Here is a 26253-nt window from a genome sequence, read left to right on the forward strand (position 1 = left end):
TGAACGAAGAGGCCGTCATGAACAGACCCGCTCACAAAGAACCGTCAATGGATGAGATCCTGTCGTCCATCCGGCAGATAATCGCAGATGACGATGCTGCGGGCGGTTCACGCAGGCCCTCGGCCAATCCCGCACCGGCGCCGATGCAGGCTGCGCCTGTAGCCGCAAAGCCGGCTGAGAGCGAGCCGGAAGATACATCATTCGACGATGTTCTCGGCGAGGTCGAACCGCTTGCTTTGTCGCCTGAGCAGATCGTGGACGATGAGCAGGAAGAGGAGCCCGCGGCTGCCAATGATCGTGCACCGGCGCCAGCGGCGGCGGATGACGACGAGGACGATTTCAGCTTCGATTCCCTGCTGGCGGAGACCGCGGGGGAAGAGGCTTCCGAGCCTGAAGAGGCTGAGAACGAAGGTCCTGGGCTGGTCGATCCGGATGACATTGCGTTTTATTCGGACGATGACTCCGAAGTCGATGAGAATGACGCTGATAACGCCATGGCCCAGGCTGCTGAAGAGCAGCCGAGCCCCGAACCTGCTCGCTCCCAAGAGCCTGCTATGAATGAAGCCGCTCGGGCTTCAGCGCCTGAGCAAAAGGACGCTGCACGGCAGGCTGAGCCGTCTTACAGCCAGAATGCTGCCAATAGTTCGCCTCTTCCGGATAAGGACTTGAGCAGCGATATGGCAGACCGGCTGCTGGAGCCGGCGACCAACGCTGCCGTGCGTAACACCTTTGCGCGACTGAACAATCTAGGCTTGGGCACGCAGGGGCTGACAATCGAATCCATGGTCCGCGAAATGCTGCGGCCAATGCTGAAGGAATGGCTGGACGAGAACCTGCCAAGCGTGGTCGAACGCATGGTGGAACGAGAGATTTCTCGGATCTCGCGCGGCGAGTAGCCTTACAACCGGACTCCTGCAGTTGACCGCTTCGCCGGCATTTGCTTGAAGTCTGCCGATCCCAAATTCGGCCCATCAGTGCCCTTAGGGGAGGCTGGTGGGCCTTTTGCCGTTACGAGTGTGGACATGCTTGAAAAGACCTACGATCCCGCCGCCGTCGAAGGACGCATATTTGAGAAGTGGCTGGACGAGGGCGCTTTTGCCGCCGGGGCCGGCGCGAAGCCTGGCGCAGAGCCGTTCACGATTGTCATTCCGCCACCGAACGTCACCGGTTCGCTGCATATCGGACACGCGCTGAACAACACCATTCAAGACATTCTCGTCCGCTACAATCGCATGCTGGGCAAGGATGTGCTTTGGCAGCCGGGTATGGACCACGCCGGCATCGCAACACAAATGATTGTGGAACGGCAATTGATGGAGCGGCAGGAGCCCGGACGCCGCGACATGGGGCGCGAAAAGTTTGTCGAGAAGGTCTGGCAGTGGCGCCACGAGAGTGGCGGTACGATCATGAACCAGCTCAAACGGCTCGGTGCCTCAGCAGATTACGGGCGCGAGCGCTTCACGATGGGCGAGAATGGCGCCGCGGATGACCAGATGGTCCGCGCCGTTACCACCGTATTCATCGAGCTCTACAAGCGCGGGCTGATCTACCGGGCCAAGCGGCTGGTCAATTGGCATCCCGGCCTCGAGACCGCGATTTCGGATCTCGAAGTGGAGAACATCGAGGTCAACGGCCATATGTGGCATCTGCGCTATCCGTTGGCTGATGGCGTAACTTACGACTATCCGATCGCCTTCGATGTAGACGGCAACCCGACGGAATACGAAACCCGCAACTACCTCGTGGTGGCGACCACTCGTCCCGAAACCATGCTCGGCGACACTGGTGTTGCAGTGCACCCGGAGGATCCACGCTATCAGGGGCTGATCGGCAAGTCGGTCATGCTGCCACTTGTGGGACGCCGCATCCCGATCGTTGGTGATGAGTACGCAGATCCAGAGCTTGGTTCGGGCGCGGTCAAGATCACGCCTGCCCATGATTTCAATGACTTCGAGGTGGGTGTTCGTAACGCGCTTGAGCAGATCAACATTTTCACCACGTCCGGAGCCATCAACGACAATGCTCCCGAAATTTATCGTGGTCTCGACCGCTTCGAGGCTCGCAAGCGGATTCTCGATGATCTCGAAGTCCAGGGCGTGCTCGATCACGTCGAAGACAAGAAGATCATGGTCCCACATGACGAGAAGTCGAAGCAGGTAGTGATCGAACCCTTCCTGACCGATCAGTGGTGGGTGAAGGCCGAGGTGCTTGCCGAACCCGCCAAAGCCTCCGTGCGCGAAGGCCGGACGCGCTTCGTGCCCCAGCAATACGAGAACACTTACTTTGCCTGGATGGACAATATCAAGCCGTGGTGCATTTCGCGTCAGCTCTGGTGGGGACACCGTATTCCGGCATGGTACGGACCAGATGGTGAGGTGTTCGTTGCCGCTTCCGAAGAGGAAGCGGCGAAAGCGGCAGAGGACCACTATGGCCGCGCTATAGAACTCCGGCGCGACGAGGACGTCCTCGATACGTGGTTCTCTTCAGCGCTATGGCCTTTTTCAACGCTTGGCTGGCCCGATGAGACGGCAGAACTGAAGCGGTATTATCCGACCAGCGTTCTGGTGACAGGCTTCGACATCATCTTCTTCTGGGTGGCCCGGATGATGATGATGGGGCTGGAGTTCCAGGAAACCGAACCGTTTCACACCGTTTACATGCACGCCCTTGTCCGCGACGAGAAGGGCCAAAAGATGAGCAAGACCAAGGGGAACGTTATCGATCCCCTGCAGCTCATCGATGAATACGGGGCTGACGCCACCCGGTTTACACTGGCTGCAATGGCCGCGCAGGGGCGCGACATCCGCCTCGCCATCAGCCGCGTCGAAGGCTATCGCAACTTTGTCACCAAGATCTGGAACGCAGCACGCTTTCTCGAAATGAATGAGTGCCACCGGCTCGAGGGATACAACCCGAGCGGCAACCAACTACCGCTCAATCGGTGGATCGTCGGTGCGACCGCGCGTGCGGCTACCGAGGTCACGTCAGGAATTGAACAGTACCGCTTCAACGAAGCGGCATCGTCGGCCTACGATTTTGTCTGGGGCACGTTCTGCGACTGGTTCGTTGAGTTCGCAAAGCCGATCTTTAGTGGGGAAGACCAGGAGGCGAAGGCCGAGACGCGGGCAACCGCTGCTTTCGTTCTCGACCAGATCCTCAAGCTGCTGCACCCCTTCATGCCGTTTGTGACGGAAGAGCTTTGGGCGGAGACTGGCAAGATCGGTCCTTCACGCGAAAGCGCGCTTGTACTTGCAGAATGGCCGAAGCTTGAAGGCCTTGAGGATGAGGCAGCCGATAACGAGCTGAACTGGCTAATGGAGCTCATTTCTTCTGTGCGCTCGGTACGCACGGAAATGCGCGTACCGGCCGGCGCAAAACTTAAACTTGTTGCCGTGGGCGCGAGCTCTCTGACCGAAACACGGTTGGCCTCGCATGAGGCTCTGATTGCTCGCCTTGCCCGTCTAGAATCCATTACGATTGATTCCCAGGTTCCCACTAGCTCGGCGCAGTTTGTGGTGGGCGAGGCGACATGGGCGCTGCCGCTAAGCGGCGTGATCGACATTGGAGTTGAGCGCGCACGGCTCGAGAAGGAAGTGGGCAAACTCGAAAAGGACATCGCGGCGATCGACAAGAAACTCGATAATCCGCAGTTCGTCTCCAAGGCGCCCGAAGAGGTTATCGAAGAGCAGAAGGCGCGGCGGGATACAGCAATTGAACGTCGGGCGAAGATCACTGCAGCCGTGGCACGACTGGGCGCGTAGGCGCCCGCCTGCGGGATGTGACGATTCAGCAACAAGCCTTGTGAAAGCCTTGTAGGGCCGGCCACGTCAACCATTTGGCGACATTTCACGCCACAATCTTGGGCTATAGGGACACAAAGTGTCACTTGGGGGCAATCTTGCCCGGTTCCGGATTGTGGTGGGAATGCGCTCTGCTGCGGATAATGCCATCTTTTCGTCTCGGCTTATCTGCCGAGTTCGTAAGCCTTCAGCATTTTCAATGGCTTATGCTTGCTCCAATACGGACACAAATGGTTCGTATTTCGTTAACGTGTTAAGCGGCCGCGGGAAGCTGATGCTTCATTTGCTGCGGTGTTCTCTAACAGTCTCTGCTCACGCCACCGACATCGACAACACGTCGAGTGAGGTGAAAAGGAGTTACATGCGCGTGCATAAGGGTGCCTGCCTGCTGACCCTCGCTCTTGGTCTGGGCCTCGCCGGTCTTGATACCGTTGCGCTGCCGGCGGTCGCGCAGACCGTGGCGGTAGGCGAAACGGGCATGGCAGATCGCGCTCTGCGCCAGGGGGAACGTTCGGCTCAGGTCCAGGCTAACCCGTCACACCTCGCTCAGCCGCAAAGTGCTGTCGATGCTGCTCTTGGAATGGCCAATATGCTCGATGGGGCAGGTGGCGGTGTTTCGCGCGATCAGCTTCTTTCCGCACTGGAAAATGCCGCTGCAGCAGGCCAGCCCATGGCGCTCTGGCAGCTTGGCACCATGTACGAGAACGGCGAGGGGGTAGCGCAAGACCCCGTAAAGGCTTTTGGGTACTTCTCCCAGATTGCCAACCAGCATGCCGATGCAGCGCCGAGAGGTCTGGAAGCCGACATCGTTGCGCAATCCTTCGTCAAGGTTGGCGACTATTATCGCGATGGTCTGCCGGGAGCCGGAATCAAGGCCGATGCAGATCGCTCGCACGCTCTGTTGATGCACGCGGCCAGTTATTTCGGTGACGCCGATGCCCAGTATCGCGTCGGTATGTTGTATCTCGAGGAAAATGAACTGGGTGTGAACCCGTTGCAGAGTGCCCGATGGCTGTCACTTGCCGCGCGCAAAGGGCATGGCCTGGCTCAAGCCAAGCTTGGGGAACTTCTTTATGAGGGCATCGAGGGCATCGAAGCGCAACCTGTCGAGGGGCTGATGTGGATGAACATCGCCAAGAGCCTACTTCAGGGCACAGGTGATGAGGCAGCAGTCGACGAGATCCGCAATGCGGCACTGGCCGAGGCGACGGAAGACGAACGCCTGCAGGCCGCCAACCTGGCGACTCAGCTCGGCCCCCAATTTAGCGGGCAGTTCTAAGCCACTGATCTAAAAAGCGAAGGTCGCCTCGACTGGCACGTGATCGCTTGGTTTGTCCCAGCCACGCACGTCCTTATGAACCGCGGCTGCCTCTAGGCGATCCGCAGCCTGCGGTGACAGCAGGAGGTGATCGATCCGGATTCCGTTGTTGCGGCGCCAGGCACCGGCCTGAAAGTCCCAGAATGTATAACTCGGCTCGTCCGTCACCGCCCGTATGGCATCGGTAAAGCCCAGATTCATCAGCTTGCGAAAGCGCTCGAGGCTCTCAGGGCGATAAAGCGCATCGCCCCACCACTCCTCAGGATCATGAACATCCACCGGGGCCGGGATAAGGTTGAAGTCTCCCAACAGGACAAAGGGCTCTTCAAGGCTCAGCCGCTGTTCGCAATAGGCTATCAGCCGGTCCATCCAGGCGAGCTTGTAGGTGAACTTTTCAGAATCTACCGGGTTGCCGTTTGGCAGATAGATGCCGCAGACCCGAACGGCGCCACCTTCGACCGAAAACACGCCCTCGATCAGGCGTGCCTGCGTGTCGTCGTTATCGCCCGGCAGGCCCCGCTGTACGTCCTCAATGGGAAGCTTCGACAGTATTGCGACGCCATTCCAGCTCTTCTGACCGTGCGTTTCGATGTTGTAACCGAGATCCTCGATTTCGCTCCGTGGAAACGCCTCATCGACCGACTTGATCTCCTGCAACACCACAACGTCGGGTTGCTCCTGTTGCAGCCAGGTCTTCAGAGCCTCAAGCCGGGCTTTTACGCCGTTGATGTTCCAGGTGGCGATACGCATTGAGTGACCCCTCAGCCACGAGCCAGATTGTCGTAGATGGCGCGACGTATGTCTTTCGGCAGTTGGCCGTTTGAGCCCTCAGTCGCTGTGTTGGTGGCAATCATGACGCTTAGCTTGTTGACCGGGTCAATGAACCAGTCGTGCCCATAGATTCCGCCCCACGTTACGGTGCCTTCAGGACACGGCGTCTGGGCTGCGGTTGCGTCTTCGACCACTGCGCCGAAATATCCGAAGCGCATGCCGGGGTCCCGCGTAACAGTGCCAATCTGATTCTGCATGCCGGCATTTATCAGGTCAGCCGAGAGTATGCCGTTTCCACCGTTCCGAAGCATCTCAAGAAACTTCAAGATGTCGCCGGCTGTGCCTGCCATCCCGGCGCCGCCAGACTGATAGGCGAGCGGATTGAAAATGCGCGCCGGTGAGAAGATCGTCTCGGTGCCGTCGTCGTTGTGCTTGGTGTACGGCTCTGTCATCCGCACGGGTTCCGGCTGGCCATCGGCATACGCTACGGCCAGCCGCGCCGGATCCGCCACGCCAAACTTTGTGTCGTTCATGCCCAGTGGCGCTGTGATCCGTGCTTCCACAGAATCGGCAAGGCTCTTGCCTTCGACAGCGGCAATGACGGCGCCGAGGACGTCGATTGCCATCGAGTATTCCCAGGCCGTGCCTGGTTCGTAGTTCAGCGGCTTTTGCGCAAGGCGCGTGAACGTTTCCTCCATCCCGAGGTCGGTATTCTCGAGGCCCCGCGAAATTGCCGGGTCGTCATAGCGGTAGCTGATGCCTGCTGTGTGAGTGAGCAGATGATGGATGGTCACCCGTGGTTCGGTCCCGTTGGCCAGTTTGGGATGAAAGTACGGCAAGTAGTCGGACACGGGTGCATCCAGTTTAAGCTTGCCGTCTTCAACCAGGCAAAGAGCAGTCGCCGCGACGATCGGCTTGGTCACAGAGGCGAGGCGGAAGATCGTGTCCGGTTGAATAGCAACGCCCGCTTCCCGGTCAGCAAGGCCCGCATGCCCGGCGTAGATCTCATCGCCTTCCCTGGCGATGCGTATCACGGTGCCGACCACACGTTGATCCCCCAGAGCAGAATCAATTGCTTGGTCGAGTGCGTCCTTCATGGCTTCAAGCGTCATCTTTCAACCCATCGTAAATTGCGTCCCGAACAGCAACGGGCAGGGCCCCTTCGTATCCGGACATGGCGGTGTTTGTCATGGCCAATGCAGCGATATGATTTTCAGGATCGATAAACCAGGTGTGTCCATAGATCCCGCCCCAGCGAACTGTGCCGGCCGCGCAAGGACAGTCTGCGGTGTCAGCATCTCGCAGAACCGCACCGAAACGCCCGAACCCCCACCCCGGATCTGGTCCGGAAATTTGCGCAGGCACATGGTCTTGAAGCCCCGCCTTGATTGTCGCCGGAGCGAGGACGCCGCCCTCCAAACCCAGAAGAGCGCGTAGCAGAAGCATGAAGTCCTCGGCGGTCCCCGACATCCCCCCGCCGCCCGCATGGTAGACGCGTGGATCGATATTGCGTCCTGGAGAGAATGGCGTCACCCCGCCGGAGCGGTTCAGCACCGAGTGAGGATCCTGCATGGGAACCGGCCCGTCGGCGCTGTCGGCATAGGGGATCGCGAGGCGGCTGGGCTCGACCGCGAGGAACGCTGTATCCTTCATGCCGAGCGGGCCCGTGACGAACTCTTCGACCGCGTCACCAAGAGAACCGTCAACGATTTTGGCAGCCACCAGTCCGAGCACGTCGAGACCTTGTGAGTATGCCCAGCCCTCGCCTGGCGCAAACTGCAATGGGACGCGCATCAGGCGCTGGATATTCGCCTCGAGCGACAGGTGCCAACGATTGAGGCCCACTGCGAGGAAAGCAGGGTCAATGCGTTCGTCGTCGAACAGCGGGACTTCACCGCCAAGTCCTGCTGTGTGCGTGATCAGGTGATCGAGCAATATTGTCGGTCGCGTGCCGTCCGGGAGCGCCGGCTGGAAGTCGGGGAGGTATTTGGTTACTGGATCAGCCAGCGCTAAGAGGCCTCTGTCACACATCGCGAGAATGGCTGTCGCGACTATCGGCTTGGTGAGTGAGGAGAGCCTGAAAATTGCGTCGGGAGCCAGGGATTCTCCAACGTCTCTGTCATTGTAGCCAATCGTCTTGTCGTAGACGCGCTGACCGCGATGATCGACGATCACGTGCGCCCCGACTATAGCCCCCGTGCTCGTGGCGGCTTCAAGCGCGTCATCTAAACGTGACTTAAGACTCATCGGCATCCTCCAGCGCCGTTGGATACGACACCGGAGAGATGGAGAAAACCCTATTCAGTAGGCTACACTGCGAAGCTGGTGCCACAGCCGCAGGACGCTACGGCGTTCGGGTTCTTGATCTGGAAAGCCTGGCCGATCAGATCATCGACGTAATCGATCTCCGCGCCGCCCATAAACTCAAGACTCATGGAATCGATCAGAACGGTCGCTCCAAGCTTCTCGAGGACGACGTCGTCTTCCGTGGCTTGTTCCTGAACCAGGTTATATTCGTACTGAAAGCCCGAGCACCCGCCGCCTGAAACGGCGATCCGCAAGACAGTTCCCTCCGGCTCCTTTGAAAGAATGCGCGCAACACGCTTGGCGGCGCGGTCCGTCAGGGCTACTTGAGGGCGATCGAGAACGTCGGTCATGAAAGCAATCCGTTTATCAACCTGTTACTCAGTAACATAATCTCAAGATAGGCGTTCCTTTGCCTCATGAAAAGGGGCGCGAACGAAGGGCTGCCATGAACGAGCAAGGATTGGCGCAATATGCGTCGAGTGCCCAACACTCTCGCGGTCGAAGGTTCTCCGTCAGCAGCAGTCCCACCCGCTCGGAGTTTCAACGCGACCGCGATCGGATCATTCATTCGACGGCGTTCAGGCGCCTGCAGAACAAAACGCAGGTCTTCCTGCAGCACGAGGGTAAGCATTATCGCAATCGGCTGACTCATACGCTCGAGGTCAGCCAGATGGCGCGCTCGATGGCGCGTGCGTTGCGCCTGAACGAGGATCTCGCAGAGGCCATAGCGCTGTCGCATGATCTTGGACACACGCCATTCGGTCATGCTGGCGAACGTGTGCTCGATGAAAAGCTTATCGAAGTCAGTGGGTTCGACCATAATATTCAGGCACTGCGCGTGGTGACGCTGCTTGAGAACCGCTACGCCGAGCACGACGGGCTGAACCTGAGTTGGGAGACATTGGAAGGGATACTCAAGCACAACGGTCCGCTCGTTGACGCCGATGGTCAGCCGCTCGGTCGCTACCGGGATACCGGATTGCCATCCTACCTTCTTGAGGTTCCCGGCGCCGACGGCCTCGAAATGCAAACTTTTGCCAGCCTCGAGGCGCAATGTGCCGCGATTGCAGATGATGTCGCCTATAACGCGCATGATATAGACGATGCACTGCGGGCAGGTCTGCTGAGCCTCGATGATCTGGGGGATGTGCCGTTGGTCGGCCCGATCGTCCGCGAGGTGCAAGCAAGTTATCCTGATGTCGCACCAAAGCGACAGGCGCACGAAGTTCAGAGACGCCTGATCACAAGGCAGATCGAGGACGTGATCAAAACCACCGAGTTCTCGATTGCCGACGAGGGTGTCGCGACGGTGGACGATGTGCGGTTGGCGGGGCAGGCACTTGTTCGCTTCTCGGTCCCGCTTGCCGAGGCGGAAAAGGCGCTGAAGTCATTCTTGTTTGCGCAAGTCTATCGTTCTGATGCCGTCATGGCCCCAGTTCTTGAGAGCCAGCGTCTCGTCTCAGCACTTTATGAGCGATACATCGAGACTGGTGACATGCCTGGCCGCTGGGGCAAAGCTGCCGCCACAGCCAGCAACGAGGCTGCACGGGCACGAATTGTTGGCGACTTCATCGCCGGGATGACCGATCCCTACGCAATCGACGAGTACGCCCGGTTGTTTGACGCTCGTCCGGTTTTCAGCTAACCCCGCCCGGTCTTTCCCGATAGGTTGATCATGGACGTTTTTGCCCAGTTTACCACGCGTATCGCTGACGCGTTGCGGTCTCTGCATCCCGAGTTGTCGGATGAGCTTCTGGCACGCATTACTGTCGAGCCTCCGCGAGACCCTGGGCATGGCGATTTGTCGACCAACGCGGCGATGGTGGTAGGCAAGCCCCTAAAGCGGGCTCCAAGAGATATTGCTGCAGAGATTGCCGACGCGTTCGCGGATGACGCAGATGTCGTTTCGGTCGAGGTCGCGGGGCCGGGATTCATCAACTTCCGTCTTGCTGCTGGTGTCTGGCATAAGATCGTGGCTGAAGTCGCGGAGCAGGGAACGGACTTTGGCCGTTCTGGTCTCGGTACGGGCCAGAAGGTCAATATCGAGTATGTCTCTGCCAACCCCACAGGTCCGATGCATGTCGGGCATACTCGCGGCGCGGTGTTCGGTGACGCACTGGCATCGCTGATGGAATATTGCGGGTACGAAGTTACCCGCGAATATTATATCAATGACGCTGGCGGCCAGATCGACGTTCTCGCGCAATCGACGCTTCTGCGCTATCGCGAAGCTCTCGGGGAGAGCATCGAAATACCCGCTGGGCTGTATCCTGGGGACTATCTGGTTCCTGTCGGCAAGGCGCTGGCAGACGAATTCGGCCGCGACCTTCTTGAACGCCCAGAGGCGGAAGTCTTGCCAATCGTCAAGCAGCGGGTGCTTGCTGCCATGCTCGAGCTGATCAAGGCCGATCTCTCTGCGCTCGGTATCCACCACGACGAGTTCTTCTCAGAGAGCACCCTGCACGGACAGGGCGGGGATATCGACACGACGCTCGATTGGCTCAGGGATGAAGGGCTGGTCTATCAGGGCCGCCTCGAGCCTCCGAAGGGCAAGTTGCCGGAGGATTGGGAGGACCGCGAGCAGACATTGTTCCGGGCTACCGATTTTGGTGATGACGTCGATCGCGCGCTCGTCAAGTCTGACGGAAGCTACACCTATTTTGCCGCAGACATCGCCTATCATCGGAACAAATATCTGCGCGGATACAAGCACATGATCAACGTGCTCGGCGCCGATCATTCCGGCTACGTCAAACGCTTGCAGGCAGCAGTTAAAGCGGTTTCTGAAGGTAGCGCCGAACTCGATGTGCGGATTTGCCAGCTCGTTCGCCTGATGAAGAATGGCGAGCCGTTCAAGATGTCCAAGCGCTCGGGCGATCTTGTAACCCTGGCGGATGTCGTGGACGAGGTCGGACGCGATGCCACGCGTTTCATGCTGCTGTTCAGGCGCAATGACGCAGCGATGGATTTCGATTTCGCTCTGGTCAAGGAGCAGACCAGAGACAACCCGGTGTTCTACGTTCAGTACGCGCATGCTCGGGCTTGCTCGGTATTCCGCATTGCGCAACGCGATCTACCGGATCAGGACTTTGGGCCGGAGGCGCTGAGGACGGCAGATCTCTCCCGACTTTCATCCGAAGCGGAACTGGATCTTATTCGGGTGCTTGCCGCTTGGCCGCGCACGGTTGCGGCAGCAGCTGCAGCGCATGAGCCGCATCGGGTTGCGTTTTACCTGCATGACCTCGCCAGTGCCTTCCACGGCTTCTGGGCCAAGGGCAAGGAAGATGTTGCCTTACGGTTTGTTAATAGTGAAGATTACATTCTAACGGTGGCTCGACTCGCCCTCGTCGAAGCGGTTCGGCAGGTCATCGTGAATGGTCTGCAAATTTTGGGGGTTTCTGCTCCCGAGGAGCTTTCATAATTCGGGCGCAATAATGTGTTGTGTAGCGGCCCGCCCATGTATGGCGTTCCGTACCTGTGACGAGAGGGCGCTGGATCGATGTCAGCGAAACAGCAATCCAACAACCAGCATGATAGCGCGGACGACCTGATCGCCGAGCTCAGTAAGCTGATGGCGCAGGACACCGATAAACCGACTTCGCGATCGCCCAGCGCGGCCGAGGCGCCACAGCCTGAAAACGATGCCCGCGAGGATGATGCCGGCTTTGCGTTCAGATTGCCGGAGGAGAATAAGCCTGCAGCCGAACACGCTCCCAGCGCGCGGCCCGCGTCTAGCGGCGCAGCTAACGAGGCGCCGGCAGAGGCTGCTCCAGAACCGCGATTCGATTTTTCACGTTCAGAAGCATCCGATCCGGTTGGCGCGGCCACCGACGAAGAGCCGGTGGGGCAAAGGGATTCGGATGGTGCGTACGAGCAGGACGTCATCGGCAATCTGATTGCGGCGGAGTTCGCAGACGATGAACCGGTCTCGACTGAGCCGCATGTTTCTCAGAAAAGCGCGCAGCAAGACGCTCCACAGAGTTCGTCGACTGCAGCTCGTTCGGAGGATGACAGTTTCCGTGTGGCACCAGTCTTTGGCCTCGATGCGCGTGGTGCTGCTCAACCTGATCTCGCAGGTCGCCAGAATGCTGCTCCGGAGGTCGACCCGGCTGCCACGCGCGCCGCGCCTCAGCAGCCACCGCGTCAATCAGCCCCTCAGGCGGCAGCGCGCGATCCCAAGCGCGACATGGAGGCGCTGATCGGCGAGGCGGCGGCTATCGAGCGCAGAAGCACCGCATCGAAGCCGGCAGCAAGTGCCGCTCTCAGGAGCCTTGCCACGCCGGTATTGCCGCGTGGGGATGCTCAAAAGGCGGCGCCCCGCTCTTCGCAGGGCACTGTAGCGCATTCAGCTGAAGACGCGATCCTGGCTGCTGCTGCTGCCACAGGTGCGCGGGTTGGTTGGATTGAGCCTGATGAGGAAGCTGCTTTCGTCGCGCCTGCCGCGGGCAAGCCCAAACCGGCGCGAAAGCGCGGCGGGGTTCCACGGGCGATCGTCGGGCCCTCTGTCGCTCTCGTGTTGCTCTTGATCGCTGGCGGTGCTCTTTACTGGGTTCTCGGGTCCAGCAGCGATGACAGCCCGCCACCTGTGCTGACGGCAGATTCCGATCCGGTCAAGGAACTCCCGCAGGCCTCCGACGAGCCGTCGCGACAATCTGTCGTGTTCGATGAGATGGATGGAGTTTCCGCGCCGGCCGAAAACGAGGAACTGGTGTCTCGGGACCAGAGCCTCGAGGGGACGATCAGTGACGAGCCGCCGGTTGATACGACAGATTCGGGCTTGGTGAACCGCAGGGTGCGTACAGTCACCGTGCGGCCAGACGGAACGATCGTCAGCGGGGAAAGTGGCCTCGCCGGTGCCGCTGCGCTTCCGGTTGACCGCCCGAATGTTCCGGACGTCAGCGACGAGGGCAGCTCCGAGCAGATTGCGGAGATCGACGGGACCGCGGCCGGTGCTGAAGCGTCTGGCAACGCTGCTGCATCCCCGGTTTCAGATGATGCGATCGGGCAATTGCTGTCTTCTCCATCTACCGAAGTCGACGGCACTGCAGCTGAGACTGAGTCGCCTCTTGCTGACGAGACAAGCGAAGTCGACGGCACAACATTGACGGCGAACCTGCAACCTCTTGTGCCTGGGCAGGAAGCGCCGGTCGTAGATCAGCAAGGTGAGGTGGTGCCCAACGTCACTGCGCCGGTGCCGATGAGCCGTATTTCGCGCACATCCTCGCCCATAGGGCCTGTCCAGTTGTCGCAGCCCACCTCGCCGGTCAATGCCGTGAATGAGCCTCAGACGACTGGTGCGGTTCAGCAGCAGGAGGGTGCGCCAGCACAGCGTACTCTTTTCGGTGATTTGTTCGGGAACAACGGTGGCAGCAACACAAGCAGCGCCTCCAACGCACCGGCATACGTCCAATTGTCTTCGCAACGCACTGAAGATGCTGCTCGCCAGACTGCTCAGAGCATAGCCAACCGTTTCGGTCCGATCTTCAACGGCGTGCCGCTTGAGATCCAACGCGTGGATCTCGGCAACCAAGGTATCTACTACCGCGTGCGGCTGCCGGCTCAGTCGGCTTCGCAAGCGACCCAGATCTGCAACGCCGTGAAGTCGAACGGCGGCGATTGCTTCACGATCTAGTTTGCGCTGCGGCGCGCTTGACGCCCTTAGCCGTCATCCGCAAGCTTCGGAAAACCCGCGGCGAGGCGCATGACAGACGAAGGCTCAGACTGGCTCGGACAATCAGCGACGCAACATCGTGAGCTGGCTGATTCATTGCTCGTGGAGGTCGACGGCTATGAAGGGCCGCTCGACCTTCTGCTTGAGATGGCGCGACGGCAAAAAGTCGATCTGGCCGCAATTTCCATCCTGCAGCTGGCAGAGCAGTACCTTGAATTCGTCGAAAGCGCACGACAGCGCCGAATCGAGATCGCAGCTGACTACCTGGTGATGGCTGCGTGGCTCGCTTACCTAAAGAGTCGTCTCATGGTGCCGCAGGCGCCGGCAGAAGAAGAGCTTAGCGGAGAAATGATGGCAGCGTTGCTGCAGTTTCGGCTGCGGCGGCTGGAGGCGATGCGCAGGGCGGCGACCGCCCTGTTTGGCCGGCCGCAACTGAATCAGGCGGTATTTGCACGCGGACAACCGGAAGCGCTCACCATCAACCGAACCAGCACATGGGAAGCGACACTCTACGATCTCCTTAAGGCGTATGCACATCAGCGCGAGCGCCGTGTCGATACCAACTATCAGCCAATCAGGCGGACGGTCTGGTCGCTGCAGGAGGCTCATGAGTTGCTTGATCGGCTGATTGGGGCAAGCTTCGAGTGGGTCGCGCTCGACAGCTATCTCGAACATTACCTGACGCGTCAGGAAGAGCGTGCCATGATAAGGGCTTCTAGTTTTTCTGCCAGCCTTGAAATGGTGCGCCAGGGGGAGTTGGAACTGCGTCAGGACAAGACGTTCGGGCCACTTTTCATGCGTCGGAAGGCAGCTGCACCCGAATGAATGAGGAGAACAGTGCTTTAGCGGAAACGACGGAGGTCTTCGAACGGAGATTACGCATTCTCGAAGCACTTCTGTTCGCGTCGGAAAAGCCTTTGTCGCTGCAGCAGATCGCGCCTTACTTTGACGAGCAGACGGATGTGGCGGCGCTGTTGCATGAACTGGGGGCTCGCTACGCCGCACGCGGCGTCAACCTCGTCAAGCGTGGCGAGGCATGGGCGTTTCGCACTGCTGAAGACCTCCAATACCTGCTTCGGCGCGAAGAGCAGGAGACCCGCCAGCCTTCCCGCGCCGCAATGGAGACTCTTGCGATCATTGCTTATCACCAGCCGACGACGCGGGCCGAGATTGAAGAGATTCGGGGTGTGTCTTCGGGCAAGGGGACGCTCGATCTTCTGATGGAAGCGGGGTGGATCAGAATGCGCGGCAGGCGGCGTTCACCCGGGAGGCCCGTGACGTACGGGACCACGGAAGGCTTTCTCGACCACTTCGGCCTGGAGGCGTTGTCGGATTTGCCCGGACTTGAAGAGCTGAAGGGCAGCGGATTGCTGTCGAGCCGTCTGCCTGCTGATCTGCAGATCCCGCTGCCCTTCGATGGTCAGCTGCGGGAGGATGAGGACCCTCTGGACCCCGATGATGTCAGCGGCGACGATCTCGATGAGGGTTGATGCTGTTCAATTTCGCGTTGGACGGGGCAATAGGACGCTGCACAAAGGGCAAGTCGTTCTTGTGTTCAGGCGCGTTTGAACCTATTTCTCGGCATAGGTATCGCGTGTATCGCGTTGTCGGATTAAAAGGGAGTTCAGTATGCACGCGCCGAGTATTTGGGGCATCCTTATCGTAGCCGTCGTGGTCATTCTGCTTTTCGGCCGCGGCAAGATTTCGGGAATGATGGGTGAAGTCGCCTCGGGCATCAAAGCCTTCCAGAAGGGAATGCGTGACGATGACAAGCCGTCAGAGCGCATCGAGACGGCCAACCAGCCGCAGCATACCAGCGAGACGCGAGAGACCGAGAAGAATCGGGACGCCTGAGGTAGTTTCAGGCCAGTTCACGCCATAGACCAGGCTCGGAGACGATAAGAATATGCTCGGTTTGGGCTGGACGGAGATGCTCGTGCTCGGGGTCGTGGCCCTGATCGTTATCGGCCCTAAGGACTTGCCTGCTGTCATGCAGCAGGTCGGCAAGTATGTGGGTCAGATCAAGCGGCTGGGTAGTGAGTTTCAGCGAGAAGTAAATCGTTCGACCGGCCTTGATGAAGTCCGGAACTTGCGCAAGTCGATCACCGAGCCGTTGCGCAAGTCCACCGACGAGATCAGGCGCGAGTTCAACTCAATATCCAAATCCGGCAAGGTAGAACCCTCAGGCAAGTTGAAGCCGTCAAAGGAGGGCCAGGAAAGCGTTGTCGACGAAATTCGCGCTGCCGCGAATATGTCGCCAGCACCACCGGTGACGCGCGAGGAACCTCCCGTGGTTACTCCCGACAACCTCTCTGCCGCGCAGGACGATCCCGAAGCCGCTCCGGTTATGACGAGCCGGGTCAAGGCTGCCGGGCGAACAGGTAGCAAAGCACCAAAGTCTGCTATGCCGAAGTCAGCCGGCACCGGTTCGGACGAGACAGCAGAAGCCGCGCCGAAAAAGAAGCGTCCGGCCAAAGCTGCGAGCGGCTCAGGTACGAAAAAAGCTGCGCCGAAGGCGCCGTCCTCGAGCGCAAAGGCTCCGCGTGCGCCGCGTAAGAAGGCCGCCGCACCTGCGCAAAGTACTACCCCTGATACTCCGCCGCCTAACGCGGAGCAGCAATCGACTGACAAAGGGGATGCGCAATCATGACTGACGCCAAGACCCCTTCCAAAGTCGAATCGCCAACCGAGCCGGAGGATGAGCTGGCAGGCAGCGAAGCGCCGCTTCTCGATCACCTTATCGAATTGCGCAAACGCCTGATCAATTCGCTGATCGCCATCGGCGTGCTGCTCATTATCTGTTTTATCTTTGCTGGGCAGATTTTCGACGTTCTTCTGGAGCCGTACCGCAGCGTGGTGCCCAATCCCGAAGATCTGGAATTGATTTATACGGCACCGCAGGAATTTTTCTTCACGCAGTTGAGTGTCGCTTTCTTTGGTGCGCTTTTCCTCGGCTTTCCGTTCATGGCGACCCAAATCTACATGTTCGTGGCGCCCGGGCTGTACAAGCACGAGCGTTCGGCCTTCGTGCCTTACCTGATCGCCACTCCGATCTTCTTTCTGCTCGGTGCTTTGCTGGTCTATTTTGTTGTGTTGCCTATGGCCCTTGGGTTTTTCCAGGGGATGCAGACCGATGAAGTGTCGATGCTCGTCAAGGTTAGTGAGTACCTTGGCCTCGCAATGACGTTGATCATCGCGTTTGGCGTCTGTTTCCAGCTGCCTGTCATCCTAACGCTGCTAGCGAAGATAGAGCTGGTAAATTCGCAGATGCTAGGCAAGGGACGGCGCTATGCAATCGTCGCCATTCTTGGTCTGGCTGCCTTCATTACCCCGCCGGACCCGATATCCCAGATCGGCCTTGCGATGCCGGTTTACCTGCTCTACGAACTCTCCATCTGGTCCGTGCGCTGGATAGAGCGTTCACGGGCCAAGGAAGCGGCTGCGGCCGAATCTTCTGAGTGAGTAAGCGGGTCCGCAATGCGGGCCCGTTCCGTCTGGGATCATAAGAATTCGAGAGGCCGGCCCGTCCGGGCCTGACCATTCATGTTCGACATCAAGTGGATACGTGCCAACGCTGATGCCTTTGACGCGGCGCTGGCGACACGCGGCGCTCAGCCCAGGTCTGCAGAGTTGCTGGCGCTTGACGATCACCGTCGCCAGGTGATCGCGCATCTGAACGAGGCGCAGGAAACGCGCAACGCTGCCTCAAAGCAGATCGGCAAGGCCAAGGCGGAAAAGGACGATCAGCGGGCCAGCGCTCTCATGGATGAAGTGGCGCATTTGAAATCCACGATTCAGAAGGGCGAAGCTGAAGAACGCGAGCTTGAAGCCAATCTGCGCCAGAAGCTTGCGGAACTTCCGAATGTACCCTTGGCCGATGTTCCTGTCGGCGAGGACGAAGACGGCAATGTGGAGTACTTTGGGCCGAACAGCTCTAGAGAGCTCGCGGCCAAGGCGCGCCCTCCAAAGCCAGAGTTCGCTTTTGCTCCAAAGCAGCATTTTGAACTTGGCGAAGCGCTTGGCGGCATGGATTTCGAGACTGCGGCCAAGCTTTCGGGCAGCCGATTCGTGGTACTCAAGTCGCAGGTCGCCCGGTTGGAGCGCGCCATCGGGCAGTTCATGCTCGACATGCACACGCTCGAGCATGGCTATCTGGAAGTGCAGCCACCGCTGCTGGTCCGCGATGAACCGCTTTACGGTACCGGTCAATTGCCGAAGTTTCTCGCCGACCAGTTCGGCGTGCTCAAGGATGTGACGGCCGAAGAGCAATCGGAACGGATGTGGCTCATCCCGACTGCCGAGGTGCCGCTGACAAATCTTGTGCGCGAGAGCATTCTCGACGAGGCCGAATTGCCGCTGCGCTTTACGGCGTTGACTCCGTGCTTCCGATCGGAGGCGGGCTCTGCCGGTCGTGACACACGCGGAATGCTGCGCCAGCACCAGTTCAATAAGGTCGAGATGGTCTCGATCACCACGCCCGAGCAATCGACTGACGAGCATGAGCGCATGCTTGCTTGCGCCGAGAAGGTTCTTAGCCGCTTGGGTATCCATTACCGCGTCATGACGCTGTGTACTGGTGACATGGGTTTTGGTGCTCAAAAGACCTATGACATCGAGGCTTGGTTGCCCGGTCAGGACACGTACCGTGAAATCTCTTCGGTGTCCGTGTGCGGTGACTTCCAGGCGCGGCGCATGGATGCTCGCTATCGTCCGAAAGACGGCAAGCCTCGCTACGTCCACACCCTCAACGGCTCCGGTACTGCCGTTGGCCGTGCACTGATTGCGGTGATGGAAAACTACCAGCAGGAAGATGGCTCGATCGCCATTCCTGACGCGCTGCAACCGTATATGGGCGGCCTCACCGCGATCGGTAATAGCTGATGACACAATCCCCGCGCATCCTCGTCACCAATGATGATGGTATCGATGCGCCGGGGCTGGCGGTCTTGAAGCAGATTGCCGAGACAATCAGCGATGACGTCTGGGTTGTCGCGCCTGGCGGCAATCAGAGTGGGGCAGGGCACCGGTTTAGCTTTGGCCGCGAGCTCACCGCGCAAAAGCGCGATGATCGCAGTTACGCCATCGACACCGCCTCGCCAGCAGACTGCGTGGTTTATGGCTGCACTCATCTGCTCGTCGATCGAAAACCCGATATCGTCCTTTCCGGCGTCAATAACGGGCAGAACCTCGGCGATATCGTTCACTGTTCGGGCACTGCTGCAGGCGCCCGCGAAGGAGCCATGCAGGGCGCACTGGGCATCGCGCTCAGCCAGGCTGTCGATTATGCCCACACACGTGAAGTACACTGGGATGTGGCAGGTCGGTTCGGTGCCGCAATCGTTCGGCAACTGCATGCCGAGTTCCGCCCCGGCAGCGACATCTATTATAACGTGAACTTTCCACTGGGCCGCCCAGAGGACGTCAGCGGCATCCGGCTCGTGCCGCACCAGCGGTTCGCGCATTCCCCGTTTGGCTACTATGCCAGCGACAACCCGGATCATTTCTTCATCGCCATTCCGAAAACGCCCCTGCCGCTCGATCGGGAGGCGGACTTCGAAGTGCTGCATCGCGATCGGGCGATTACCGTTACGCCACTAACTCTGGTGCAAACCGATGAGGCGGAACGCCAGCGTTTGTCGGGGAAACTGGCCCTCGATTGAGCCTTAACCTTACCTAATCGAGAATCTCGGCCAAAACTTTATTCAAAACGCGCCAACTTTAAGCTCGCTTTTACCTTACCGCGTTTACCTTGCAGGTGTGTCAAGTACCTGCGTACGAGTGAGCTAATGAGTATCCGCGTATCCCGTAGGACGTCGAAGAACGTCATGGCGCTCGCTGGCCTGATGGTCGGTGCCGTCGCACTTTCGGGGTGTACTGCGCTCGGAAGCCGGAGTTTCGGCGACCAAATGACCACTGGATCAAGTGCGCAGTCCACACCCAGTAATCTCAACCAAACAATGCCGTCGTCTCTGGGCGCTCCACAGCAGGTGGCGCAAGGGCCGTTCGTGCCTCCAGCCGCTGTCGGCGGGTCCATGGCTCAGGCCGGTTTTGCGCCGCCTCAGCAGACCGCGTTCGCGACCGGAGCGGGTAGTGGTGGTTCCGTTTCCACCAGTTCCCTTCCTGCCTTGAGTTCAACCACTACGGGAATCCCGCAAGCCATGCCTGCACAGCAAGCCTCTGCGTCGGTTGCAGCACCAACACAAACTGCTGCCCTTGGCGCCCCACCGTCAAACCTCGGCAGCTTGCCGGCCAACGATACTACGCCGCGGCCGCAGCCGACCCAGGCCGCTGCGACATCTGGCGGCGGGACATATACCCACACTATTCAGAGTGGCGAGTCGCTTTACACCATCGCGCGTCGTTACGATGTGACGACGCAGTCGCTAGTTCATGCCAATGCGCTGTCCTCTCCTGACCGAATCGTGGTCGGCCAGAAGCTCGTGATACCCGGGCGCTCTGACCTTCTTGGCACGCAGGCGACGACGCCCGCGCCGGCTCAGCCACAGCGTACCGAAGTTGCGAGCGTAACGCCGGCGCAGCCGACACCGGTTGCTGCGCCAGCAGAGCCTGCCCAGCAGGCCCAGGCCACGCAGCAGCAGGTGCAGCCCCAACAGCCGGAGCCAACACAGCAGGCTTCTGCTCCCAAAGCTTCGACCCCGACGCCAGAGCCATCAATGTCAGGCGCCGACAACTTCCGCTGGCCTGCAAACGGGCGCGTCATCACCGATTTCGCCGCGTCCAAGGGTACGGGCATCAATATCGAACTGCCTGAGGGTACCTCAGTGCAGGCCGCTGAAAACGGCACCGTCATCTATACGGGTTCCGGCGTTGAGGGTTACGGCAACCTGGTTCTCGTCCGCCATCCCAACGGATACGTGTCCGCTTACGCCCACCTGAAGTCTATCGGTGTGAACAAGGGTCAGGTCGTCTCGCGCGGCGACGCTATCGGCTCGTCGGGCATGACCGGCTCGGTCAGTCGTCCACAACTACACTTCGAACTGCGCAAGGGCGCGACACCGGTCGATCCGATGCCGCTACTCGGCTAAGCTTCCCCTCCGGGAAACCTTGGGCCCCGGCTTCAAAGGCTGGGGCCTTTGCTGTTTCTAGATGGCTTTGCCCAGTTCCCCTGCAAGGGTTCTCACGAACTGGATGGCGACGCGTCCGGATCTGGCGCCGCGCGTCGCGGCCCATTCGATCGCGCGAGCATGCAACGCATCGGTCGCGATCTCGAGACCATAGTGGTCCGCATAGGCATCGACCATGCTCAAATAGGTCGGCTGGTCGCAGTTGTGAAAGCCGAGCCAGAGGCCAAAACGATCTGACAACGAGACCTTTTCCTCCACTGCTTCGCCAGGATTTATGGCGGTGGAGCGCTCGTTTTCAATCATCTCGCGCGGCATCAGGTGCCGTCTGTTCGAGGTGGCATAGAACAAGACATTATCCGGCCGGCCCTCAAGCCCTCCGTCGAGCACAGTCTTGAGCGACTTGTATGTCGCCTCGCCACTGTCAAAACTCAGATCATCGCAAAAGATGATAAACCGGGCAGGCTGAGAGGCGATTTGCCGCATCAGGTTCGGTAGGCTCTCAATGTCCTCGCGATTGATCTCGATCAGCACCAGACGGGCGTTTGAAGACTCCTCGCGTGCAGAAATGTCAGCATGGATAGCTTTGACCAGCGAGCTCTTGCCCATCCCGCGCGCGCCCCACAGCAGGGCGTTGTTGGCGCCGTGACCGCGCGCGAACTGCTCGGTATTGCGCAGCAGGATATCCTGAACCTGATCAATGCCCTTGAGCATGGCGAGCGGAACCCGGCTGACCTTGGGGACCGGTTTCAGGCTGGCAAGTTCCGCGTCCCACCGGTACGCGTCGGCGTCGCCGAGAGTGGAAATGGAGGAGGGTTGGGCGGGCGCGAGATGCTCCAGCGCACGCGCGATTGACGCCAGGGAGGCCGCAATCTCTGCCAGGTGTTTTTCGTTCTCCAAGCTCTGCTCCTGTGTCTGGCGCGTCAATTTGTGGCGCGGCGTTTGCCTTTGCAATCCTCAGGGGCGCTCTGTATAGTCCGCGCGATTTTGACGGGGTAGGCCAATGGCGCCTGATCCGTCCAGAAGCGCCTCGTATGGACGCGCCTCTGACCAACAGCACCCCCTGAAATGCCTTGAGGAGCCTTATCAATGTTCGTTACCCCCGCTTATGCGCAGGCCGCCGGTGCTCCGGCCGGAGGCGGATTCGCTGATATCCTGATTCAGTTGATGCCGATCCTGCTGCTGGTGGTGATCTTCTGGCTGCTGATCTTCCGTCCGCAGCAGAAGCGCATGAAGGCACAACAGGCGATGCTAAGCGCAATTCGTCGGGGTGACACCGTGGTGACGACCGGCGGTATTGTCGGCAAGGTCACGCGCGCCGTTGATGGCGAAGATCTTGAGGTCGAGATCTCGCAGGGTGTGAAAGTCAAGATCGTTCGGAGCATGGTTGCGGACGTCCGCTCCAAAGCCGAGCCTGTGAACGACAACAAATAATCCGCCTGAAGCCAGGCAATTACCTCCGATTCTGGACGCCTAGATGCTGCAGTTTTCTCCGTTCCGCACCGTGTTGATCGTTCTGGTCGCGCTGTGCGCGATTATGTTCACGCTGCCTAATTTCTTCACGAAGGAACAGGTGGCGGCGTGGCCGGATTGGCTGCCAAAGCAATCGGTTGTCCTCGGTCTCGATCTGCAGGGGGGGTCTCACCTTCTTCTGCAGGTCAATCGCGAAGGCATCATCGCAGAGAGGCTTTCCGATCTGCGGCGTGATGCACGCACGGTGCTGGCTAACGAAAACGGCATCGGCAACATTATCACGACGAACCCCGACGCCAACGAGATCGTGATCGAGCTGACCGATCCGGATCAGCGTGAGCAGGCTCGGCAGGCCATTCAAGGTCTGCAGAACACCCTGTCGAACTCAATGTTCGCTGTCGGCGGTGTGGAGGAACTCTCGTTCGGTGAGACCTCTAGCGGTCGCTTGACGGTCGGACTGACGCCAGATGGTGTCGAGCAGCGTATGAGCGCCTTGGTGGCGCAATCTATCGAGGTGATCCGCAAACGCGTCGACGAGCTCGGGACAACGGAACCCACGATCCAGCGCCAGGGCGACGATCGCGTCCTGGTTCAAGTCCCGGGTTTCGATGATTCCGAGCGGTTGAAGGACATTATCTCGCGCACAGCGCGTCTGACCTTCCATATGGTCTATCCGGGCCTCAGCGCTGCACAGGCAGAGGCGCAGGGCCTGCCCGCGGGCACCCGTGTCGTTCCGAGCCAGACTGGCGGCAATGAGCTCATTTACGATGAGGTCGCACTTGGCGGTGAATCGCTGATCGATGCCCAGCCGAGCTATGACCAGCAAACCAACCGCCCGGTCGTGACCTTCCGCTTCGACACCCGCGGCGCGATAACCTTCGGCGAAATCACCTCGCGCAATGTCGGCCAGCGCTTCGCGGTCGTCCTTGATAATCAGGTGATCACGGCTCCGGTCATCCAGCAACCGATCACTGGCGGTACAGGCCAGATCTCAGGCAATTTCACCACGGAGACAGCAAACGATCTGGCGGTGTTGCTGCGTGCTGGTGCTCTGCCGGCAAGCCTCGATATTGTTGAAGAGCGCTCTGTCGGTCCAAGCCTCGGTGCTGACAGCGTGCGCGCCGGTGTGACTGCCGGCATCATCGGCGGTCTGGCGACGGTGGTGTTCATGCTGATCGCATACGGTCTGTTTGGTGTTTTCGCCAACCTCGCTCTGGTATTGAACGTCACCACCATTGTTGGCGCGATGTCGCTTCTCGGCGCGACGCTCACACTGCCGGGCATTGCCGGTATCGTCTTGACCATCGGCATGGCCGTCGACTCCAACGTGCTGATCTACGAGCGTATTCGTGAGGAGCAGCGAAACGGTCGGTCAGTGGTGCAGTCGATTCAGGCCGGTTTCGACAACGCCATGAGCGCGATTCTCGACTCCAACGTCACTACTCTGATCGCAGCTGCCGTACTGTTCTTCCTTGGCTCGGGACCGGTACAGGGCTTCGCGGTGACGCTTGGCCTTGGTATTCTGACGACGCTGTTTACCGCGTATTTTGTGACGCTTTTCATCGTTGGCCGCTGGTACGCGTGGAAGCGCCCGAAGACGCTGAAGATCCAGCTCACCCGCTTCATCCCTGATGATACGCACATCCCCTTCATGTCGTGGCGCAAGACCGCGCTGATATTCTCAGTACTGCTGTCTGTGCTGTCCATTGGCTGGTTCGGCATACACGGGCTGGCCCTCGGTATCGATTTCAAGGGTGGCTCATCCATTGAGGTGCAATCAACCGAGGGCCCAGCGGATCTATCGGCCATTCGCAGTGCATTGGGCGAACTCGAACTCGGTGAAGTACAGGTACAGGGTTTCGGTTCGCCTGAGGATGTGCTGGTTCGCATTGAAGCGCAGGAGGGCGGCGAAGGCGCCCAACAGGAGACGGTCGACCAGGTCAGCACTGTTCTCACTGACGCGGGTTACGATATCCGTCGAGTAGAAAGCGTCGGACCGACTGTTTCCGGTGAATTGGCCTTAAGCAGTGCCATCGGCTTGTCAGTGGCTGTTCTCGGTATCCTGATTTACCTGTGGTTCCGGTTCGAGTGGCAATTTGCGGTCGGCGCGATTCTGACCACGGTGCATGATGCCATCATGACGCTGGGCTTCTTTGCCGTCACCGGCATTGAATTCAATCAATCGAGTATCGCCGCCATTTTGACCATCATCGGTTACTCGCTGAACGATACCGTTGTGATCTATGACCGCATTCGCGAGTTCATGCTGAAGTATCGCAAGATTCCGATGACCGAGGTTCTGGACATGTCGATCAATTCGACCTTGTCGCGAACCATCCTCACCGGCTTTACGACGTTGCTGGCTCTCACAGCTCTGGTGGTATTCGGCGGAGAGGTCATCCGCAGCTTCACCATCGCCATGACATTCGGCATTCTCATCGGTACCTACTCCTCGATCTTTGTTTCTGCGCCGATCCTTCTGCTGTTCGGACTGCGCGAGCGTCCCGAGCAGCAGAAGGCGCCGGCAGAGGCAAAGCGTGCAGACGGGGCGGCGGTTTAGACCCCGTCCTGTCACCTTAATTGTTGCGGAGGTCATGTGGCCGAGGCAGGACACTACCCATATCAGGCACCGGTTGATGCCTACGGCAATGGCGGCTTTCGTTTCGCCGACATGTCGCATCGGGGTTCGATTCTGTGTCTGCCGACAGGCATGCATGCCTGGAGCGTGAACACCAGTTCAGAAATTACGCTCGAGTCCTTGCAGCCTGTTCTGGATCTCGCCGATCAGATCGATGTCCTCTTCATAGGTTTGGGACACGATATCGTGGCGTTCCCACGCGAGTGGCGCGCCCAGTTTCGTGAGCGCAACGTGATCGTCGAGGCAATAGCCACGGGTCCAGCGGTGCGAACATATAACGTGCTGCTGGGGGAGCAACGCAGAGTTGCAGCCGCGCTGATAGCCGTCGAGCGGGCGCGCTGATGGCGGAAGGCGACTTCGGCCATGCCGAGACATTCGTTCGGCAGCATGACCGCGACCGTTATCTCGCAAGTCTGGTGCTTCGCGGACAGGAGCGTTTGGACGTTTTGGCGCTCGATGCCTTTAACGCAGACGTTGCGATGATCCGCGAACGCGTGTCCGAGCCCGGCCCCGGAGAAATCCGTCTGCAGTGGTGGAACGACGCATTGACGGGCGAGGGGCATGGTGATGTCCGCAGCAATCCCCTTGCTGCAGCTCTGCTTGATACCATGAATAGGCGGAGCATTCCTGCGGGAACATTGCAGCGCCTGCTCGGTGCCCGGCGCTTCGATCTTTACGATGATCCGATGCCCGATCTCGAAAGCTTCGAAGGGTACGCCGGCGAGACCAACGCCACCTTGCTGCATCTCTCGGCGATGATCGCAAACGACGGCGTGTTCATTGAATCCGGCGATGCTGCCGGTCATCTTGGCGTGGCAGAGGCGATAATCGGACACCTGCGCGCGTTCGGCTTCAATGCCAGCCGCGGCCGCCTGTTCCTGCCGCTGAACGTCTTCAATGCCAATGGCGTGGAAGAAGCGGAAATCTTCGCGGGCGTCGAAAGCGAAGGCCTGACGGAAGCCATTGGGCAGCTGCTCGAACTTGCGGAAGACCATTTGACCAAAGCCGCATCGGCTATCCGACACTTGCCGTCACAAGTTCGTCCGACGTTTGCACGCCTGCCGATTCTGAAAGCCCAACTGGCTGCGCTTAAAGATGTGGGCGACGGGCCATACACCATGCCGCCCGACTTGCCTGATTGGCAAAAAATCGGCCGGGTGGTTTGGTGGACGTGGCGCGGAGGACGCTGACCG

General features: G+C 59.4%; 23 protein-coding genes. 18 read left to right on the top strand and 5 right to left on the bottom strand.

Going from position 1 to position 26253, the window contains the following annotated elements; all coding sequences use genetic code 11:
- The first annotated feature begins 17 nt into the window (after positions 1–17).
- The 3 genes from IE127_RS00800 to IE127_RS00810 all read left to right on the top strand — a co-directional run bounded on the left by IE127_RS00800 (position 18) and on the right by IE127_RS00810 (position 5079).
- Complete coding sequence (locus IE127_RS00800) at positions 18–896, top strand: DUF2497 domain-containing protein (RefSeq protein ID WP_189422494.1); 879 nt, start codon at positions 18–20, stop codon at positions 894–896.
- Positions 897–1022: 126 nt separating this feature from the next.
- On the top strand, positions 1023–3761 hold the full coding sequence (locus IE127_RS00805; protein WP_189422496.1) for a valine--tRNA ligase: 2739 nt from the start codon (positions 1023–1025) through the stop codon (positions 3759–3761).
- A 400-nt stretch (positions 3762–4161) separates the two neighbouring features.
- Positions 4162–5079, top strand: a complete 918-nt coding sequence (locus IE127_RS00810) for a tetratricopeptide repeat protein (RefSeq protein WP_189422498.1) — start codon at positions 4162–4164, stop codon at positions 5077–5079.
- Between the two features lie 9 nt (positions 5080–5088).
- Here the strand turns inward: IE127_RS00810 and xth are convergent, their stop codons facing one another.
- The 4 genes from xth to erpA all read right to left on the bottom strand — a co-directional run bounded on the left by xth (position 5089) and on the right by erpA (position 8546).
- Complete coding sequence (xth, locus tag IE127_RS00815) at positions 5089–5868, bottom strand: exodeoxyribonuclease III (RefSeq protein WP_189422500.1); 780 nt, start codon at positions 5866–5868, stop codon at positions 5089–5091.
- A gap of 11 nt (positions 5869–5879) precedes the next feature.
- Entirely contained in the window at positions 5880–7001 is a 1122-nt protein-coding gene (locus tag IE127_RS00820) for a serine hydrolase domain-containing protein (RefSeq protein ID WP_244639838.1), read from the bottom strand.
- Positions 6991–8136: a serine hydrolase domain-containing protein gene (locus IE127_RS00825; RefSeq protein ID WP_189422502.1), complete on the bottom strand. Its 1146-nt coding sequence runs from the start codon at positions 8134–8136 to the stop codon at positions 6991–6993. Before IE127_RS00825 ends, IE127_RS00820 begins: the two co-directional genes overlap by 11 nt.
- A gap of 62 nt (positions 8137–8198) precedes the next feature.
- On the bottom strand, positions 8199–8546 hold the full coding sequence (erpA, locus tag IE127_RS00830; RefSeq protein WP_189422504.1) for an iron-sulfur cluster insertion protein ErpA: 348 nt from the start codon (positions 8544–8546) through the stop codon (positions 8199–8201).
- Between the two features lie 95 nt (positions 8547–8641).
- Between erpA and IE127_RS00835 the strand changes: the two genes are divergently transcribed.
- The 11 genes from IE127_RS00835 to IE127_RS00885 all read left to right on the top strand — a co-directional run bounded on the left by IE127_RS00835 (position 8642) and on the right by IE127_RS00885 (position 20913).
- Positions 8642–9841, top strand: a complete 1200-nt coding sequence (locus IE127_RS00835) for a deoxyguanosinetriphosphate triphosphohydrolase (protein ID WP_189422506.1) — start codon at positions 8642–8644, stop codon at positions 9839–9841.
- Between the two features lie 30 nt (positions 9842–9871).
- Complete coding sequence (argS, locus tag IE127_RS00840; RefSeq protein ID WP_189422508.1) at positions 9872–11617, top strand: arginine--tRNA ligase; 1746 nt, start codon at positions 9872–9874, stop codon at positions 11615–11617.
- Between the two features lie 78 nt (positions 11618–11695).
- Entirely contained in the window at positions 11696–13828 is a 2133-nt protein-coding gene (locus tag IE127_RS00845; RefSeq protein ID WP_189422509.1) for an SPOR domain-containing protein, read from the top strand.
- 69 nt (positions 13829–13897) lie between these two features.
- Positions 13898–14692 carry a segregation and condensation protein A gene (locus IE127_RS00850; RefSeq protein ID WP_189422510.1) on the top strand — a complete coding sequence of 265 codons (795 nt, stop codon included), beginning with the start codon at positions 13898–13900 and terminating at the stop codon, positions 14690–14692.
- Positions 14689–15357, top strand: a complete 669-nt coding sequence (gene scpB / locus IE127_RS00855) for an SMC-Scp complex subunit ScpB (protein WP_189422511.1) — start codon at positions 14689–14691, stop codon at positions 15355–15357. The genes IE127_RS00850 and scpB overlap by 4 nt, the downstream gene beginning before the upstream one ends.
- Positions 15358–15496: 139 nt before the next feature.
- Positions 15497–15721 carry a twin-arginine translocase TatA/TatE family subunit gene (locus tag IE127_RS00860; protein WP_189422512.1) on the top strand — a complete coding sequence of 75 codons (225 nt, stop codon included), beginning with the start codon at positions 15497–15499 and terminating at the stop codon, positions 15719–15721.
- A 52-nt stretch (positions 15722–15773) separates the two neighbouring features.
- Positions 15774–16517: a Sec-independent protein translocase protein TatB gene (tatB, locus tag IE127_RS00865; protein ID WP_189422513.1), complete on the top strand. Its 744-nt coding sequence runs from the start codon at positions 15774–15776 to the stop codon at positions 16515–16517.
- On the top strand, positions 16514–17329 hold the full coding sequence (gene tatC, locus IE127_RS00870) for a twin-arginine translocase subunit TatC (RefSeq protein WP_189422514.1): 816 nt from the start codon (positions 16514–16516) through the stop codon (positions 17327–17329). Before tatB ends, tatC begins: the two co-directional genes overlap by 4 nt.
- Before the next feature lie 81 nt (positions 17330–17410).
- Entirely contained in the window at positions 17411–18748 is a 1338-nt protein-coding gene (gene serS / locus IE127_RS00875) for a serine--tRNA ligase (protein WP_189422515.1), read from the top strand.
- The gene (surE, locus tag IE127_RS00880) at positions 18748–19527 is read left to right on the top strand and encodes a 5'/3'-nucleotidase SurE (protein WP_189422516.1); all 780 of its coding nucleotides are present in this window, start codon (positions 18748–18750) and stop codon (positions 19525–19527) included. Before serS ends, surE begins: the two co-directional genes overlap by 1 nt.
- A gap of 498 nt (positions 19528–20025) precedes the next feature.
- Positions 20026–20913, top strand: a complete 888-nt coding sequence (locus tag IE127_RS00885; RefSeq protein WP_189422517.1) for a M23 family metallopeptidase — start codon at positions 20026–20028, stop codon at positions 20911–20913.
- A 57-nt stretch (positions 20914–20970) separates the two neighbouring features.
- Here the strand turns inward: IE127_RS00885 and IE127_RS00890 are convergent, their stop codons facing one another.
- Positions 20971–21849, bottom strand: coding sequence for an ATP-binding protein (locus tag IE127_RS00890; RefSeq protein WP_189422519.1), 879 nt, complete (start codon positions 21847–21849; stop codon positions 20971–20973).
- A 189-nt stretch (positions 21850–22038) separates the two neighbouring features.
- On the opposite strand from IE127_RS00890, the gene yajC reads away from it, so the two are divergent.
- Genes yajC through IE127_RS00910 form a run of 4 tightly spaced genes read left to right on the top strand, consistent with a single transcriptional unit; the run spans position 22039 to position 26250 of the window.
- On the top strand, positions 22039–22383 hold the full coding sequence (gene yajC / locus IE127_RS00895; RefSeq protein WP_189422521.1) for a preprotein translocase subunit YajC: 345 nt from the start codon (positions 22039–22041) through the stop codon (positions 22381–22383).
- Between the two features lie 43 nt (positions 22384–22426).
- Positions 22427–24982: a protein translocase subunit SecD gene (gene secD, locus IE127_RS00900; protein WP_189422522.1), complete on the top strand. Its 2556-nt coding sequence runs from the start codon at positions 22427–22429 to the stop codon at positions 24980–24982.
- Between the two features lie 36 nt (positions 24983–25018).
- Positions 25019–25402 carry an Mth938-like domain-containing protein gene (locus IE127_RS00905; RefSeq protein ID WP_244639840.1) on the top strand — a complete coding sequence of 128 codons (384 nt, stop codon included), beginning with the start codon at positions 25019–25021 and terminating at the stop codon, positions 25400–25402.
- Positions 25402–26250, top strand: coding sequence for a phytoene/squalene synthase family protein (locus IE127_RS00910; protein ID WP_189422523.1), 849 nt, complete (start codon positions 25402–25404; stop codon positions 26248–26250). The genes IE127_RS00905 and IE127_RS00910 overlap by 1 nt, the downstream gene beginning before the upstream one ends.
- Positions 26251–26253 lie beyond the last annotated feature (3 nt).

The sequence above is a fragment of the Devosia pacifica genome, assembly GCF_014652635.1.
Lineage (GTDB): Bacteria > Pseudomonadota > Alphaproteobacteria > Rhizobiales > Devosiaceae > Devosia > Devosia pacifica.